This is a genomic window from Promicromonospora sukumoe 327MFSha3.1, from assembly GCF_000385135.1.
Lineage (GTDB): Bacteria > Actinomycetota > Actinomycetes > Actinomycetales > Cellulomonadaceae > Promicromonospora > Promicromonospora sukumoe_B.
In genome coordinates, this window is sequence record NZ_ARQM01000013.1 from 130,575 (window position 1) to 147,016 (window position 16,442).

The 16,442-nt window shown below is 72.7% G+C and carries 13 protein-coding genes and 1 tRNA gene; 6 read left to right on the forward strand and 8 right to left on the reverse strand.

Going from position 1 to position 16,442, the window contains the following annotated elements:
* Positions 1-48: 48 nt before the first annotated feature.
* The 4 genes from H291_RS0121465 to H291_RS0121480 all read left to right on the forward strand — a co-directional run bounded on the left by H291_RS0121465 (position 49) and on the right by H291_RS0121480 (position 4,523).
* Positions 49-1,128, forward strand: coding sequence for an acyltransferase family protein (locus tag H291_RS0121465; RefSeq protein WP_020017089.1), 1,080 nt, complete (start codon positions 49-51; stop codon positions 1,126-1,128).
* Between the two features lie 344 nt (positions 1,129-1,472).
* Complete coding sequence (locus H291_RS0121470) at positions 1,473-2,702, forward strand: MFS transporter (RefSeq protein WP_020017090.1); 1,230 nt, start codon at positions 1,473-1,475, stop codon at positions 2,700-2,702.
* Positions 2,699-3,730: a hypothetical protein gene (locus H291_RS0121475; RefSeq protein WP_020017091.1), complete on the forward strand. Its 1,032-nt coding sequence runs from the start codon at positions 2,699-2,701 to the stop codon at positions 3,728-3,730. The genes H291_RS0121470 and H291_RS0121475 overlap by 4 nt, the downstream gene beginning before the upstream one ends.
* Before the next feature lie 4 nt (positions 3,731-3,734).
* Positions 3,735-4,523: a hypothetical protein gene (locus H291_RS0121480; RefSeq protein ID WP_020017092.1), complete on the forward strand. Its 789-nt coding sequence runs from the start codon at positions 3,735-3,737 to the stop codon at positions 4,521-4,523.
* A 97-nt stretch (positions 4,524-4,620) separates the two neighbouring features.
* Here the strand turns inward: H291_RS0121480 and H291_RS31110 are convergent, their stop codons facing one another.
* The 7 genes from H291_RS31110 to H291_RS0121515 form a co-directional block, all read right to left on the reverse strand.
* Positions 4,621-8,571 (reverse strand): DUF4082 domain-containing protein, encoded by a 3,951-nt coding sequence (locus H291_RS31110; protein ID WP_020017093.1) that lies wholly within the window; start codon positions 8,569-8,571, stop codon positions 4,621-4,623.
* 172 nt (positions 8,572-8,743) lie between these two features.
* A complete protein-coding gene (gene pth / locus H291_RS0121490; RefSeq protein WP_020017094.1) occupies positions 8,744-9,349 on the reverse strand; it encodes an aminoacyl-tRNA hydrolase in 606 nt (201 codons plus the stop codon).
* A gap of 187 nt (positions 9,350-9,536) precedes the next feature.
* Positions 9,537-10,148, reverse strand: a complete 612-nt coding sequence (locus H291_RS0121495) for a 50S ribosomal protein L25/general stress protein Ctc (protein ID WP_020017095.1) — start codon at positions 10,146-10,148, stop codon at positions 9,537-9,539.
* Positions 10,149-10,369: 221 nt separating this feature from the next.
* A complete protein-coding gene (locus H291_RS0121500) occupies positions 10,370-11,575 on the reverse strand; it encodes a glycosyltransferase (protein WP_020017096.1) in 1,206 nt (401 codons plus the stop codon).
* A 78-nt stretch (positions 11,576-11,653) separates the two neighbouring features.
* Positions 11,654-12,637, reverse strand: coding sequence for a ribose-phosphate diphosphokinase (locus H291_RS0121505; protein WP_020017097.1), 984 nt, complete (start codon positions 12,635-12,637; stop codon positions 11,654-11,656).
* On the reverse strand, positions 12,637-14,217 hold the full coding sequence (gene glmU / locus H291_RS0121510; protein ID WP_051109596.1) for a bifunctional UDP-N-acetylglucosamine diphosphorylase/glucosamine-1-phosphate N-acetyltransferase GlmU: 1,581 nt from the start codon (positions 14,215-14,217) through the stop codon (positions 12,637-12,639). The genes H291_RS0121505 and glmU overlap by 1 nt, the downstream gene beginning before the upstream one ends.
* A 94-nt stretch (positions 14,218-14,311) precedes the next feature.
* Positions 14,312-14,386, reverse strand: a tRNA-Gln gene (locus H291_RS0121515).
* A gap of 239 nt (positions 14,387-14,625) precedes the next feature.
* Between H291_RS0121515 and H291_RS0121520 the strand changes: the two genes are divergently transcribed.
* Complete coding sequence (locus H291_RS0121520) at positions 14,626-15,228, forward strand: TetR/AcrR family transcriptional regulator (protein ID WP_020017099.1); 603 nt, start codon at positions 14,626-14,628, stop codon at positions 15,226-15,228.
* Between the two features lie 221 nt (positions 15,229-15,449).
* On the opposite strand, the gene H291_RS34820 is transcribed toward H291_RS0121520, so the two are convergent.
* On the reverse strand, positions 15,450-15,575 hold the full coding sequence (locus H291_RS34820; RefSeq protein WP_269637221.1) for a hypothetical protein: 126 nt from the start codon (positions 15,573-15,575) through the stop codon (positions 15,450-15,452).
* 214 nt (positions 15,576-15,789) lie between these two features.
* Between H291_RS34820 and H291_RS0121530 the strand changes: the two genes are divergently transcribed.
* A complete protein-coding gene (locus tag H291_RS0121530; protein WP_020017100.1) occupies positions 15,790-16,440 on the forward strand; it encodes a class I SAM-dependent DNA methyltransferase in 651 nt (216 codons plus the stop codon).
* Positions 16,441-16,442 lie beyond the last annotated feature (2 nt).

Below are 16,442 nucleotides of genomic sequence, written 5' to 3' on the forward strand. Positions count from 1 at the left end.
CACGCTTTGCGGTGCCTTCCGTCCCGCTCTGTCCTACGATGACCGGCGATGTTCACCCCCTCTAGCTCCCCGCGGCACGGCACGCCCGCCCCGGGGCGAGCCGCCGTCGCGCACCGTTCCGCCGTCCGGCTCGACTGGCCCGATGCCGCCCGCGGCCTCGCCATCGGCCTCGTGGTGCTCTACCACGCGACCAACTGGACGTGGTCCACGGGGTACGAGGTGAGCGTGCTGCGCGAGGTCAACGAGACCCTGCGCAGCCTGCGCATGCCGCTCTTCTTCGCCGTGGCTGGCATGTTCGCCGGCAAGTGGATGACGGTGCCGTGGTCCACGCTGGCCCGGGGCAAGCTCCTGTACTTCGCGTGGGTGTTCGTGCTGTGGGAGCCCATCTCCCTGGTGGTCCGCCTGGTCACGGGCTACTACCAGGTGGCCGACGCCGACTGGGGCACCCTCGCGGACCAGCTCGCCTGGTCGCTGCTGGTCCCCCGCTCGGAGCTGTGGTTCCTCTGGACGCTGGCCGCGTTCTTCGTGGTCGCCCGGGCGCTGCGCCGGGTACCCGTGCCGGTGCAGCTCCTGGCGGCGGCCGCCGTGAGCGGCTGGGCGCTGGCGGGCTGGGAGCCGGAGAGCATCGCGTGGCGCGGCACGGCGCAGTTCGCGCTGTTCTTCCTGGGCGGCCTGCACCTGCGGTCGCTGCTCGAACGGTTCGCCGAGCGCATGACCTGGTACTGGGCGCTGGGCGCGGTGGCCCTCTGGCTCACGGTCCAGATCGCGGTGCGCCAGCTCGGCCTGGCCGACCTCCCCGGCTGCTACCTGCTGGCCAACGTCGCCGGCGTGCCGGCCGGGGTGGCCGTGAGCGTGCTGGTCTCCCGCGTGCCCGGTTCGCTCGGGCTGCGCTGGCTGGGCGCGCGCACGCTGCCGGTCTTCGTCACGCACACGTCCGTGGTGCTCGCGCTGCTGTACCTGCTGTACAGCAACGGGATCTGGATCCCCGCGCCGCAGTCGCAGTGGCTGCCGGTGGCGCTCTGGGCCGCGGCGATCGGTGTCGGCCTGGGCCTGGGCGCGCTGGCCCCGCGGGTCGGCGCGCGCTGGCTGTTCGCCCCGCCCCGCCGGCTGACGGGCGGCCGCCGCTGACCGCGGCAGTTTGCACCGCGGACTCGGCAGTTGGCATCGAGATCGGCTCAGGCCTGAGCCGATCTCGATGCCAACTGCCGACCGCCAAGCAGAAGAACGCCCCCGCCTCACCCGGGTGAACAACGCAGTTCACCCCTGTTCGACAAGTCGTCACCCCGGGCCTCCGCCGTAGCCTGAGCGACATGTCAGGGCTCCTCCGCGCCGCCCCGGGAGAGACCGGCACGCAGGCCGGATCTCCGTCCGCCGACCGACCGAGCACGCGATCAGCCGGCGGTCCGGGCACGCGATCAGGCGGCCGGTCCGACGCCGCCCGCCGCCGCGCGGGACGGGTCTCGTCCACCGTCGTGACGCTCGGCGTCGTCAGCTTCCTGACCGACGTCTCCTCCGAGGCCGTCACCGCGATCCTGCCGCTGTACGTCACCGCGGCGCTCGGCCTGTCGGTGGTCGCGTACGGCGTCGTCGACGGGCTGGTGCAGGGCGCAGGCGCCCTGGTCCGGGTGGCCGGCGGCTGGGCCTCGGACCGGACCGACCGCCCCAAGTGGGTCGCCGCCGTCGGCTACGGGCTCTCCGCGCTGACCCGGGTGGGCCTGCTGTTCGCCGCCGGGCTCCCGGCGATCGCGAGCCTCGTGGTGACGGACCGGGTCGGCAAGGGCGTGCGGACGGCGCCGCGCGACGCGCTGATCGCGGCGTCCGCCAACCCGCGCAACCTCGGGCGCTCCTTCGGGGTGCACCGGGCCCTGGACACGGCGGGGGCCGCGCTCGGCCCGCTGCTCGCGTTCGTGGTGCTCTGGGCCATCCCGGACGGCTACACGACCGTCTTCGTGATCTCGCTCGGCGCCGCCGTGCTCGGCGTGGGCGCCCTCGTGTTCCTGGTCCCGGACCTGCGGCCCCGGCAGGCCGCCTGGCTGCGCACCCACCGCAGCCGCGAGTCGCGCGGGCTGCCCAAGTGCAAGGGCTGCACGTGCGAGGCGCCCGGCGGCCTGCAGCTCACCGGGCGGCCGTTCTCGTGGGGCTTCCTGCGCCGGGGCGCCACGGTGCGGATCCTCGTCGTGGCCGGGCTGCTGGGGCTGCTGACGGTCGGCGACGGGTTCGTCTACCTCGCGCTGCAGGACCGCGACGGGTTCGCCACCCAGTGGTTCCCGCTGCTGTACGTGGGCACCAACGCCGTCTACATGCTGCTCGCCGCGCCGGTGGGCCGGTTCGCCGACCGGTTCGGCCGGGCGCGCGTGCTGGTCTGGGGGCACGTGCTGCTCGCGGCCGCGTACGCCTGCGCGGCCGCCCCCTTCGCGGGCGCGACGACGACGGTGGTCGCCCTGGTCCTGCTCGGCGCCTTCTACGCCGCGACCGACGGCGTGCTCTCGGCGCTGACCAGTGCGCTCGTCCCCGCCGACGTCCGGGGCACCGCGATCGGCACCGCGCAGACCGTCACCGCCGTGGCGCGGATGGCGGCCTCGGCCGGGTTCGGCGTGCTCTGGTACGCGGCCGGCCGGGTCGACGCCCTGTGGATCGCCACGGCGGCGCTCGTGGTCGCCGTCCCGGTCTGCGCGTTCCTGCTGCGGAAGTCGGCGGCATGAGCGCGCTGCCCACCCACCGCCGTCGGACGGCGTTCGCCGTGCTCACCGTCGTGGTCCTGGCCGGCACCGGCTGGTTCGTCACCACCGAGGTGCTGCGCGCCCGGGCCGAGCAGGCCGCCCCGAGCGCGGTCGAGCAGGCCGAGGACGTGCTGGCCGGCCCGCACGTGCTGTTCCGCGGCACCGCGCCCGGCGACCTGTACGGCCGGGTGTCCGCCGTCGCCCTGGACGACCTGTCCGGCCCCCGCGAGGTGACGCCCGTCGTCTGCGACCGGGTGGACTCCGACGGCGAGACGACCGTCTGCCTGCACACCCGCCGCGGCGTCGTCACCACCTACGAGGCCGAGGTGCTGGACGCCGCCTGGCAGACCACCGCGAGCTGGCCCCTGCCGGGCATCCCGAGCCGCACCCGGCTCTCGCCGGACGGCCTGGTGGCCACCACCGCGTTCGTCTCGGGCCACTCCTACGCGACCACGGGCTTCTCCACCGAGACCACGGTGCACCGCGCCGACGGCTCGGACGTCTCGGGCAACCTCGAGGACTTCACGCTGGTGGTCGACGGCGAGGAGATCGCCCCCGTGGACCGGAACGTGTGGGGCGTGACCTTCGCGGACGAGCGGACCTTCTACGCCACGGTCCAGTCGCAGTCGCTGGGCCGCACCTGGCTGGTGCGGGGCGACCTCACCGACCGCACGCTGGTGACGCTGCTCGACGGCGTGGAGTGCCCCTCCCTGTCGCCGGACGGTACCCGGCTGGCCTTCAAGCACGACGCCCGCGAGCCCGGTACGGCCACGCCGCACTGGACCCCGGCGGTGCTCGACCTCGACACGATGGCGATCACCGTGCTCGACACCGAGGACCGGAACGTCGACGACCAGATCACCTGGCTCGACGACGCCACCCTCCTCTACGGGCTGCCCCGCGCCGACGAGCCGGGCACCACCGACGTCTGGGCCCTGCCCGCGGACGGCGCGACCGACCCGGTGGTCGCCATCCCGCAGGCCTGGTCCCCGAGCGTGGTCAGGGGATGACGCGATGTACACCAACCACAGGAACCCAGGCGGCCCGACGCCGTCCGCGGCCGGCCGGCGCACGCCCCGGCGGCGCACCACGGCACCGCTGCTGGCCGCCGCGCCGCTGCTGGCCGCGGCGCTGACGCTGACGGCCTGCACCGGCACGCCCGAGGCGGGCGAGGGCCCGAACGACGCCGCGGCGTCCGCGAGCCCCGGCGCGGCCTCGGCCTCGCCGTCGGGCAAGGCGTCCGACGGCGGGCCGGAGGGCGACGGCACGAGCTCGGCACCGAGCCCGAGCGCCGAGCCCAGCACCGCGCCCACGAAGTCCGGGGGCACGGCGCCCATGCCCGACGGGGGCAGCGGCGGGCAGAGCGGCGGCGACGGCAGCGAGGTGGTGCCGCCCGAGTCGGGCGACAGCAGCGGCGACGGCCTGGGCGACACCGCGATCCCGGCCGCCGGCCGGCTCGCCGCGGCCCCGCGCACCGGCAGCGGCTCCGGCCTCGTGGCCGGCTTCCCCGAGGACGTCGTGCTGGTCCCCTCGGACGCCGACGTGGCCTCCAGCTCCGTGACCGGGTCGGACGGCCGCTTCCAGGTGACCCTCGACGCGAGGGTCCCCGCCGGCTGCACCGGCGTTCTGCTCGACTACCGGTCCTGGTTCACGACGGGCGGGTTCGCCGAGAAGGACACGACGGCCCGCCCCGGCCGCACGGAGGTCGAGCTCGCCCGCAAGGGCGAGAGCGTCCTGCTCACCGCCACCAAGGACGGCAAGGCGTGCACGGTCACGGTGTTCGCCACGCTGCGGGAGCGCTGACGCGGCAGGTACGGCGCTGACGACAGAGCGCCGACGAAGAAGGGGCGCCGCCCGGCCGGGCGGCGCCCCTTCTTTCGTCAGTCGGCCGGACCGGGCCTCACTGGTCCGTGAACACGGGGTCCACCCAGTACCCGGTGCTCTGCCAGGTGAACTGGGGGTACCCGCCGCCGTAGAGGTAGGTGCCGGCGTTCGCCGGCGCCGTCAGCGGGCCCACGGTGCGCGACTGGGAGAAGTACCCCGACCCGGCCGCGTAGCCGCCGTTCGGGGCCAGGTACGACACGGTGAACGTCGTGCCCGCGGTCACCGCCACCCGCTGCGGCAGCGTGACCGTCTGCCAGCCGTCGCTCCCGCCCGACGGCGCCTGGGCCGTCGCGAGCCTCGTACCGGAGGACGACCACACCGACACCGCCTGCGTGCCCGTGTTCGCCGGCCCCCGGTAGAAGCGGACGGCGGTGATGAACCCGGCGCGGTTCGCGGAGAAGCGCGTGCCGAGCTCAACCGCCGCGCCGTCGTCGGCCGAGGCCTCCGGCGGGACGTCCGAGCCGAAGATCGTGCACGGGCACTGGCCGTCGGCCGCCTTGGTGGTGAACGACCACGAGCTCGCCGCGATCGTCTGCCCACCCGTGGTCCGGCCGGTGAACGACGCCGTGTAGGCCGTGCCCGGCTGGAGCGCGCTGCCGGGCGTCAGGGTCGCCGTCGTGCCGGAGACCGCGAGGCTGCCGGACACCGCCTGGTTGCCGGGTCCGGCCAGCGTCAGCGTCGTGCCCGAGGTGGCCAGCGGCTGCGACGTCGTGACCGAGACCTTGGTCCCCGTGGCCACGTCGACCGCGCCGCCGGACGGCGTCCGGGACACCACGGCCGGCGTCGTGGCGGCCGGCTCGAACTGTACGTCGACGCTGTAGGACGTGGACGTCTGCGTCGTGGGACGCCCGGTGCCGTACGTGTAGACGCCCCCGTTCTGCGGCATGGTCAGGTCCCCGACCGTCCTCGCGGCGCCGAGCGCCCCGAGCGTCACCGGGTAGCGGCCCGACGGCGCGCGGTAGCCCACCGTGTACTCCTGGCCGGCGGTCACGTCGGCCGGCGTGGAGAACGTGACGTCCTGCCAGCCCTGCGCCACCGGTTCGGAGACGGTCGCCGTGGCGACCACCTGCCCGGACGGGCCCCACAGGGTGGCCACGAACGGGCCGGTCATCTGGGTCGACTTCCAGAACTGGAGCCCGAGCACCTTGCCCGACACCCGCGGCGAGAAGCGCGTGCCCAGGACGACGGCGGCGGTGTCGGCCGCGGCCGCGGTGCCCGGCACCGTGGTCTCGTCGAACAGGCCGCACGGGCACACCGCGGACGGCGGCCGCAGGGTCCGGAAGCTCCACGTGCCACCGTCGGACAGCGTGGTGCCGTCGGCGGTCCGGGCGGTGGCCGCCACCCGGTAGGTGGCGAACCCGGCCAGCGCCGAGGACGGCGTGAAGGTGGCCGTGCGGGTGCTGGCGTCGTAGGCCACCGTGCCCGGGGCCGTCTGCCCGGCCTCGTCCGTCAGCGTGATGCCGACCGACGACGCCACGACGGCCTTCGAGAACGTGATGCGCACCGGGCTGTCCAGGCGCACGCTCACCTCGCCCGGGACCGGGGTGCGCGCCGAGGCGACCAGCGGCGAGCTGTCGTTGACCGTGTACACCGGGTCCACCCAGTAGGCGGCGTTGTCCCAGTTCTGCGTCGGTACGGTGCCGGGCGACCCGTACAGGCCCGAGGGGTCGGCGGTGAACCCGCCCGGCACGCTGAGCGGCCCGGCCTCGCGCCCCAGGGTCTGGAAGGCCCACGGCGTGGAGGTGTAGCCACCGTTGGGCGCGGTGTAGGACACGACGTACGACTGCCCCGAGATCACGGGCACCGGGCTGGTGAACGACGCCTCCTGCCAGCCGGTCGCCGTCTCGCCCGTGAACCGGACGCTGGCGAGCTGCTGGCCGGACGCGCTCCACAGGTACCCGGTGTGGGTGCCGGTGTTCCCGGACGTCTTGTGGAACCGGACGCCGCTGACGTAGCCGTCGGAGGACGGGACGAACCGCATGCCCAGCTCGACCGCCGACGAGTCGTCGGCCGGCCCGTTCGGCGGCGTGGTGGTGCCGAACACGGTGCACGGGCACGTCACCGTGGAGCCCACGGTCGCGACCGCCCCGATGTTCGCGGAGTCGTCGATCGCGCGGGCGCGGAGCTGGACGGCCCCCGAGCCGAAGACCTGGCCGGTGTACTGCCAGCTCGCGCGGCCCTCGGCGGGGTGCCAGGTCTTGCCGCCGTCGAGCGACACCTCGACGCCGGCCACGCGGCCCGCGGCGTCCGTGGCCGTGCCCTTGACCGTGACGCTCGCCCCGCCGCGGTAGGACTGCCCCGCGGCCGGGCTCGTGATCTGGGTGGTCGGCCCCGTGGTGTCCGTCGTCTTCGTCGCCGGGGTGATGCCGGACGCCAGGGTGTTCGGCTGCACGCCCATGTCGGCGAACAGGTTGACGGTCGCCTGGCGCATCCGGGAGTCCGCGGGGGCGCCGTCGCCGTCGTGCGTCTGGTCCAGGCCCCAGGCCCACTGCACGGTGCCGGCGGAGAACACCAGCGCACCACTGCCCGCCCGGTACATCGTGATCGTGTGCTTGGTGACGCCGGGCGCCACCGTGTTGCCGAAGTCCTGGAGGTACTCGGGCACGTTGCCGACGGTGGTCGACATCCGGATCAAGCCCGCGGGTCTGAACCCGTTGTCGAGATCCTCGTTCGACTCGTACCCGACGGTGTGCTGGGCCAGGGCCTGCGACGTCCCGGCGGGCAAGGAGCCGAGCGTCGTGCCGCGCCAGATCCGCAGCTTGCCGTCGTCGGACGTGACCGTGAGCGGCAGGTCCGAGTAGTTGGTCGTGTAGAGAGTGCCGATGACGCCGTTCTCGGGACGTCCCGCGCCGGCCGCCGAGCTCGCGTACCGGGGGTCGCGCCAGGTGCCGGTCCACTCGCTGGAGGGGTCGATCTTGTCCCGGTTCCAGGTCTCCTTGTACGACACCAGCGTGCGGTGGTCGGACGGCTGCCCGGCCACGGACGGCTCCCAGCGCGTGCGCCAGTACATGTCGTTGCCCGCGAAGAACCCGAGGTGCACCCCCGCGTCGCGGGCGCGCTCGACGGCGGCGCGCTGCGGTCCGGACCAGTACTCGTCGTGCCCCACGGACAGGAACGCCTTGTGGTCCAGCAGCCGGCCGCCGTCGCGGTCGGTGTCCACCCCGGCGATGTAGGTGACGTCGTAGCCGTTCTGCTCCAGGAACCGGACCATCGCGTACTCGGCGCTGAAGTAGAAGTCGCGGCCCTTCTCAAGCCCGCGGGTGGCGAAGGGCCGGTTGTAGCTGAGCTTGTAGGCGCGGCCGTTGGCGCCGCCCGTGTAGAAGCTCGACCCGCCGTACGTGTTGTAGGCCTGCCACGTGGTGTCCGACGTCTGGAAGACGATGTCGGACGTGGACCCGTCGTCGCGCACGACGAACGTGATGTGGCTCTGCCCGCCGGTGTCCGTCCGGGTCAGCAGGGCGATGTACACCCCGGACACGGCGGTGGACGGTACGTCCCAGCCCGCCGAGACGCCCCAGCTCCCGCAGTCGACCAGCTCGGTCGTCTCGTCCCAGGCGCACTCCGGCTGCCGCTGCGGCAGCGTGGCGCTCGGGGAGATCGACGCGATCTTGCGGGCGCCGAGGCCCTGGTACCAGCCGGTGCGGTAGATGTCGATCGTGTACGCCCGGGCGTCGGTGTCGATCTTGAAAGAGACCCGGCTGCCCGTGTCGACGCTCATCTCGGTCGCGAAGCCCTGGATGCTGGCGTCGCCCGACCTGTCGATGTCCCAGACCTCGGGAGATGTGCCGGGCTTCGAGTTCTCGCAGACGACCGGCTTGCTACCGGGTGCGCACGGGTCGGCCGCGTTCGCCGCGGGGACCGACGCCAGCAGCGCTGACGAGCCCGCGAGGACGGCGACGACGAAGGCCGCCAGGGAACGGCGGGCCCGGCGGGTCCGGTGTGACGAAATTGCGAAGGTGCTGCCCACATCGCAACCCTAGGAGCGGCAATGCCCAGGATGTCGCGCCAGAACGGCTAGATCACCCCCGGTTCACCCGGCTGCACAGGGCTCCGTCAGACGCCCCTGAACGTGTCAGACCCCCAGGTCACCCGGGGGTCCTGGAGGTCTGACACGTCGGGCCGGACAGCGTCCGGCCGGCTCAGGCCTTGGCGACGTGGAACTTGCCCTGGGCCGCCAGCAGACCCTGCGTGAGCAGCATCTCGACGGCGTCGGCGGCGTCGTCGACCAGGATCGGCAGGTCCTTCTTCTCGGTCCCGCTGAAGTCGCGCAGCACGTAGTCCGCGGTGTCCATGCGGCCGGGCGGGCGGCCGACGCCGACGCGCACCCGGTGGTAGTCCTTGGTGCCGAGCGCCTTGGTGGTGTCGCGCAGCCCGTTGTGGCCGCCCTCGCCTCCGCCGACCTTGAGCTTGATGGTGTCGAAGGGGATGTCCACCTCGTCGTGCACCATGACCACCTGGTCGGCGGGCACGTCGTAGTACTTGGCGAGCGCGCTGACGGGGCCGCCGGAGGTGTTCATGTACGTGGTCGGCTTGGCCAGGACCACTCGGGGACCGGGGGCCCCGCCGGGCAGCACCCCGAGCCGGGCCTCCGCGACGACGGCCTGGGCCCGCGCGTGCTTCGAGAAGCGCGCGCCGGCCCGCTCGGCCAGCAGGTCCAGCACCATCTGCCCCACGTTGTGCCGGTTGCCGGCGTACTTGGGACCGGGGTTGCCGAGCCCGACGACGAGCCAGGGCCGGTCGCTCATGTCACGTTCCTTCCACGACAGCGGTCACGGTGGTCACGACGGCAGAGCCGCCCGCCCCGCGGCGGATACAGGTCGGGCCGAGGTGGAACCCGCGCCGCGCACGATCCTCTCGTGCGCGCGCCAGGAAGTTCCACCTCGGCCCGGTACGTCCGGCTCAGGCCGGGACGTTCTGGGACGCCGGAGGGGCTCAGCCCTCCGCGGGCGCCTCGGCGGCCGAACCGGCGGACTCCGCCGACTCCTCGGCCTCGTCCGGGCTGGCCTCGCCGCGCGGCTCGGTGATCAGCACGACGACGTGCTCCGGGTCGGTGAGCAGCGTGGCGCCGGCCGGGAGGGTGACCTCGCTCGCGTGGACCTGCGCGCCGTTCTCGAGGCCCTCGATGGAGACCTCGACCGACTCGGGCAGGTGCGTAGCCTCGGCCTCGACCGACAGGGTCTGCGCCTCGACCAGGTGGATGGTGCCCGGGGCCGACTCGCCCACGATGTTCACGGTGACGTCGACCGTGATCTTCTCGCCGGCACGCACGACCTGCAGGTCGATGTGCTCGATGATGTTGCGGACCGGGTCGCGCTGGATGTCCTTGGCGACGGCCAGCTGGCCCTTGCCGTCGAGCTCGATCGAGAGCAGCACGTTGGTCTGGCGCAGCGCCAGCATCGACTCGTGGCCCGGCAGGGTCACGTGCACCGGGTCGGTGCCGTGCCCGTACAGGACAGCGGGGATCTTGTTGTCGCGGCGGATGCGGCGGGCCGCACCCTTGCCGAACTCGGTGCGGGGCTCAGCGGCGAGCTTGATCTCGGCCATGGGAATTCACTCCTGGAAGATATGTGTGCAACTCGAAGATGGCGGCTGCGTCGGCGCGGGACACGTGACGGGCGCGGAGCGGGCACGCGGGGCGAGGTGCTGGAGGGGTACTCCGCCCGGGGCCGCCGACGGCCGCCCAGTCGATCACGGACGCCGGCCGAAGTGCTTGCGGGATCAGGTCCCGCCGCGGCCGTCAGGCGTCCCTCGCCGAGGCAACCTGACTACTGTACCCGCTCGTCCGCCCGGTCCGCACCGAGGGGCGGTGTGACCCCGATCGCCGGCTGGGTGCGCCGGGGCTTGTAGACCACCTGGACGTGGAACACGAAGCGCAGCAGGAACGCGACGACCAGCGTCACGGCCTGCACCAGCACGGGCCACATGCCCGTGTGCTCGACCAGCCACCACAGCACGGGCAGGCGGATCGCCGCCTCGGTGCCGTTGAACGCGAAGGAGTGCGCGAACCGCGTCCAGACGCCGCGTCCCTCGTTGCGCAGGTCGCGGAACACGAACCGCTCCTGCAGCAGGAAGTTGATCAGGATCGTCACGACGGCGGAGATCACGGCGGCCTGCACGTAGTGCACGCTCAGCGCGGTGAGCAGCCACAGGATGAGCACGTTGAGCACGGCGCCGAAGCCGCCGATGATCGCGAACCGCGACATCCGCCCGAACCGCAGGGCGGCGAGCTGCTCCAGGTAGCGCAGGCCCGTCTTGAAGGTCGCCTTGGAGTGCCCGGCGTACCGCTCGCCGAACACGAACGGCTCCTCCCCCACGGCCAGGGTGTTGCGCGCCAGCAGCTCCAGCAGGATCTTGAAGCCGCGCGGGTGCAGGGCGTCGAGGTCCAGGGCCTCCACCCGGGCGGCGAAGAAGCCGGTGAGCGGGTCGGTCACGTTGCGCAGCCGCACGGGGAACATGGACCGCGCCAGCAGGGCCGACGCGATCGAGACGCCGTGCCGCCACCAGCCGTCCAGGCCGCCGGCGTCGCCGTCGCCCGTGTAGCGGGAGGCGACCACGAGGTCGAGCCCCGACTCGCGGCCGCGCGTGACGAGCGCGGGCACCAGCTCCGGCGGGTGCTGCAGGTCGCCGTCCATCACGACCGCCCACTCGGTGGTCACGGTGCGCAGGCCAGCCACCACGGCGCCGCTCAGGCCGCCCTCCGGCTTCTCCCGGTGCAGCAGGCGCACCGGGACGGGCGCGGTGGCCGCGACCTCGCGGATCCGGTCGGGGGTGTCGTCCGTCGAGTCGTCGACGAAGAGGATCTCCGCCAGGGCGGGCGCCCCCACGGGGGCGGGCCCGCCCTCGGGTCCCTGCACGACGCCGGAGGCGCGACCGCCGTCGGGCAGCACTCCGAAAGCGGCACAGAGCCGCTCGGTGAGCGCCCGGACGTTCGGTCCCTCGTTGAACGTCGGGACCACGACGGTGACGGTCACTGACCCTCCCCCATAGATGTCAAGACACGGTCTCCCGTTGACCGCGCCCGAGTCAAGTGCCCCGCCCCGCGCTCCGGATCAGGAGTTGCCGTCGAACAGCGAGGTCACGGACCCGTCGGAGTGGACCTCGTTGATCGCCGAGGCCAGCAGCGGCGCGATGGAGAGCACCTTGAGCGTGTCGAACCGGCGGTCCTCCTCGATCGGCAGGGTGTCGGTGACGACCACCTCGCGCGCGCCGCACTCCGTGAGCCGCTGCTTGGCCGGACCGGACAGTACACCGTGCGTGGCCGCGACGGTGACCGACTTGGCGCCGGCGGCCATGATGACCTTGACGGCCTCGGCGATGGTGCCGCCGGTGTCGATCAGGTCGTCCACCAGCACGCAGTCCTTGCCCTGGACGTCGCCGACGACGCGGTTGGCCACGGACTGGTTGGGCCGCGTGACGTCGCGCGTCTTGTGCACGAACGCCAGCGGGCCGCCGCCCAGCTTGGACGCCCAGATCTCGGCGACGCGGATGCGGCCGGCGTCGGGCGACACGACGGTGACGTTCTCGACGTCGACGCGGGTGCGCACGTAGTCGACGAGGATCGGCATGGCCCACAGGTGGTCCACGGGCCCGTCGAAGAAGCCCTGGATCTGGGCGGTGTGCAGGTCCACGCTCATCAGGCGGTCCGCGCCCGCCGTCTTGAACAGGTCCGCGATGAGGCGGGCCGAGATCGGCTCGCGGCCGCGGCTCTTCTTGTCCTGGCGGGCGTAGCCGAAGAACGGCGCCACCACGGTGACGGAGTGCGCCGAGGCGCGCTTGGCGGCGTCGACCATGAGCAGCTGCTCCATGATCCACTGGTTGACCGGCATCGTGTGCGACTGCAGGAGGAACAGGTCCATGCCGCGCACGGACTCGCTGAAGCGGACGTAGGTCTCGCTGTTCGCGAAGTCGTACGCGGACACGCCCAGCAGGTCGATGCCCAGCTCCTTGGCGACGTTCTTCGCCAGTTCGGGGTGTGCTCGGCCCGCGGCCAGGACGAGCGGGTGGCGGTTGGGTCCGGGAGTGGAGTTGGACATCAGTGGGACTTTCCTTCCTTGTCGGCCCCAGGTGCGGGGGCCTGGTCGGCCGGTTCGGCCTGGGTGGCCGCGGCCTGCGGGGCCGTGGGGGCCCCGACTGCGTTCTGCTGGGCGAGCTGGCGCTGCGCCTGGTCGCCCAGACCGGACTCGGCGCCGCGGGCGCCGGCGGCGGCGTCGGCCGCGGCCGTGCCGGGACGGCGGCGGCCGACCCAGCCCTCGATGTTGCGCTGCTGCCCGGCGGTGACGCCGAGCGCGCCCGCGGGCACGTCCCGGCGGATCACGGAGCCGGCGGCGGTGTACGCGCCGTCGCCCACCGTCACGGGGGCCACGAACATGTTGTCCGCACCCGTGCGCGCGTGGGAGCCGATCACCGTGCGGTGCTTGTGCACGCCGTCGTAGTTGACGGTCACCGACGCGGCGCCGATGTTGGTGTGCTCGCCGATCGAGGCGTCGCCGACGTAGGAGAGGTGCGGCACCTTGCTGCCCTCGCCGATCTCGGCGTTCTTGGTCTCGACGAACGTGCCGATCTTGCCCTTGCGGCCCAGGCTCGTGCCGGGGCGCAGGTAGGCGAACGGGCCCACGGTCGCGCTCTCCCCGATGACGGCGAGCGAGCCGTGCGTGCGGACCACGGTGGCGCCCGCCCCGACCTCGACGTCGGTCAGCGTGGTGTCCGGGCCGATCGTGGCGCCCGTGGCCACCACGGTGGCGCCCTGGAGCTGCGTGTTGGGCAGGAGCGTGACGTCCGGGGCGAGCTCGACGTCGACGTCGATCCACGTGGTCGCCGGGTCCTGCACGGTCACGCCCGCGCGCTGCCACTCCTCGACGATGCGGCGGTTCATCTCGCGCGCCAGGACGGACAGGGCGACGCGGTCGTTGACGCCCTCGACCAGCATCGGGTCGTCGGCGAGCAGGGCCCGCACGTGCAGGCCCTGCGAGCGGGCGAACGCGACGACGTCGGTCAGGTAGACCTCGCCCTGCGCGTTCTTGCTGTCGAGGCCGGTCAGGCCACGGCGCAGCGTGTCGGCGTCGAACACGTAGACCGACGAGTTGATCTCCCGGATGGCGAGCTGGTCCGCGCTCGCGTCCTTGTGCTCGACGATCTCGAGCACGTCGCCGGTGTCCTTCTCGCGGACGATGCGGCCGTAGCCCGTCGCGTCCTCCACCTCGGTGGTCAGGACCGTGACGGCGTTGCCGTCCGCGTGGTGCGCCGCCAGCAGCTGGCCGAGCGTGGCGCCGTCGAGCAGCGGTACGTCGCCCGCGACCACGACCACCGAGCCCTCGATGCCCTCGCCCACGACCTCGCCGTCGGCGAGGCCCGCGGCGGCCGCGGCGGCCTGTGCCTTGGAGTCGAGCGCCGCCAGGGCGCACTGCACGGCGCGGCCCGTGCCGGGGATCTCGTCCTGGTCCACGAGGATCGCCTCGGGATCGAGCTGCCCGACCGCCTCGGCGACCAGGTCGCGCTCGTGCCGGACCACCACCGCGACCCGACCGGGCTGGAGCTCCCGGGCGGCGGTCAGCGCGTGCCCCACCATCGGCTTGCCGCCGAGCGGGTGCAGGATCTTCGGCAACGCTGACTTCATGCGGGTGCCCTGGCCGGCGGCGAGGACGATCACTGCTGCCGGCTGAGGTGTCTCGGTCACGAGTGCTCCGATCGGTGGGTTCGTCAGATCCGGATGGCTCCGCCCCCAGGATTCGAACCTGGACTAAAGGCACCAAAAACCTCTGTGCTGCCGATTACACCAAGGCGGACCGGGCGCGCGGGAGGCTCCGTCGTGACCCGAAGCAGGCGTGTGCCACCGTCGCACGTCCGTGAACAGTCTGCCAGGTCCCGGGGTATGCCCCATGCCGGAGGGGTCGAGTCGTCAGCCACATCCGCGCACATCCGCGTGCACGCCCGCGCACGCGAGCCGCCAGGCGACGCCCGGAACGCCCGCTCGGGCACAATGAACCCCATGGCCGCCGAAAACCGACGTACCCATAGACCTCGCATGACGGCCAGCCAGCGGCGTGAGCAGCTGCTCACGGTCAGCCGTGGCCTGTTCGCCCAGAAGGGCTTCGAGGGCACCAGCGTGGAGGAGATCGCGTCCCGCGCGGAGGTCTCCAAGCCCGTCGTCTACGAGCACTTCGGCGGCAAGGAGGGCATCTACGCCGTCGTCGTGGACCGCGAGGTGCAGGCGCTCACGCACGCCCTGTCGGGGGCCCTGGGCTCCGGCGGGCACCCCAAGGTGCTGCTGGAGCGGACGGCGCTGGCCCTCCTGGACTACATCGAGTCGTCCGAGGACGGGTTCCGCATCCTCGTGCGCGACTCCCCCGTGGCCCAGGCGACCGGCACGTTCTCCAGCCTGATCGGCGACGTGGCCACCCAGGTGGAGGCGATCCTGGAGCCGCAGTTCCGTGCCAACGGGCTGGAGACCAAGGCCGCGCCCCTCTACGCGCAGATGCTCGTCGGCATGATCGCCCTCACCGGCCAGTACTGGCTGGACGCCCGCAGCCCCAAGAAGTCGGAGGTCGCGGCGCACCTGGTGAACCTGGCGTGGAACGGGCTGCACAACATGGACAAGAAGCCGGCCCTGACAAAGCTCGGCCGCTGAGGCGGATCCGCCGAATAGCTGACCGCGCGTCAGCAGTACCGGCGAATTGCCCGACAACCCTGAAATGCCCGAAGCAGTCAAGTCAGTTTGCGCCCGCGCAACAATGTGTGCGCGGGCGCAAAAGAACGAATGCCCCCTGCGCATTCTGCGCAGAGGGCATTCGCTTTGGCTGGGGATGTTGCAAGCGCGGGTTTAAAACACCGCGCCCTCGTTCTCCCTGCTCAGAGACCCAGCAGGATGCGGATCTGCGCCAGGGTGATGCCGAGGGAGTCGAGCAGGGTCGAGACGATGTCAACAACAGACATGGTGCTTTTCCTTCCGGAAAACGGGAATCGCAGGATGATCACCTGCGAGCGGAACAGTGTTCGCGTTCCATACATTAAGCACACGACACGGACTCTGCAACGGGAAATGGATATTCGCGTTTAATGCGCGCCCGGTTTCACCCTGTGATATTGGGGGTGAAACTGACCCCTGGTCCGCCACGAAATGGACATATTCCTGAACGAGAGTCAGTTGCTGGGGGGCGACGACGGACGGCGCGCGTCTAGGCTGCGGCGCGTGACGTCCTCCGAGCAGCTCGCGACCGTCCGTGCCGACTACGACGACATGGCCCAGGCCTACACCGCGTTCGTCGGCGAGGCTTTCGCCGGCCGGCCGCTGAACCACGTGCTGGTCCAGGCCTTCGCCGACCTGGTCCGGCAGGCGGGCGGCGGTCTGGTGGCCGACGTCGGCTGCGGCCCCGGGCACGTGACCGGATACCTGCGGGAGCGCGGCGTCGACGCGTTCGGCGTCGACCTCTCGCCGGAGCTGGTGGCGATCGCCCGCCAGACGCACCCGGGCGTGCGGTTCGACGTCGGCGACATGGGAGCGCTCGACGTGCCCACGGCGGGTCTCGCCGGGGTGCTGGCGAACTACTCGGTCATCCACACGCCGCCCGACGCGCTCCCGGCGACGCTCGCCGAGCTGTGCCGCGTGCTCGCGCCCGGCGGCCACCTGCTGATCGCGTTCCAGGCCCTCGACGACGCGGACGGGGCCGCCGAGGCCTTCGACCACCGGGTGTCGCCCGCCTGGCGGTACTCGCCCGGCCACGTGCTCGGCCTGCTCGGGCAGGCCGGCGTGACCGAGGTCGCCCGCCTGGTGCTCGCGCCGGGCGAGGACCCCGTGCGCGGCTTCCCGCAGGCGCACCTGCTGGCCCGCAAGGCCGTCTGAGT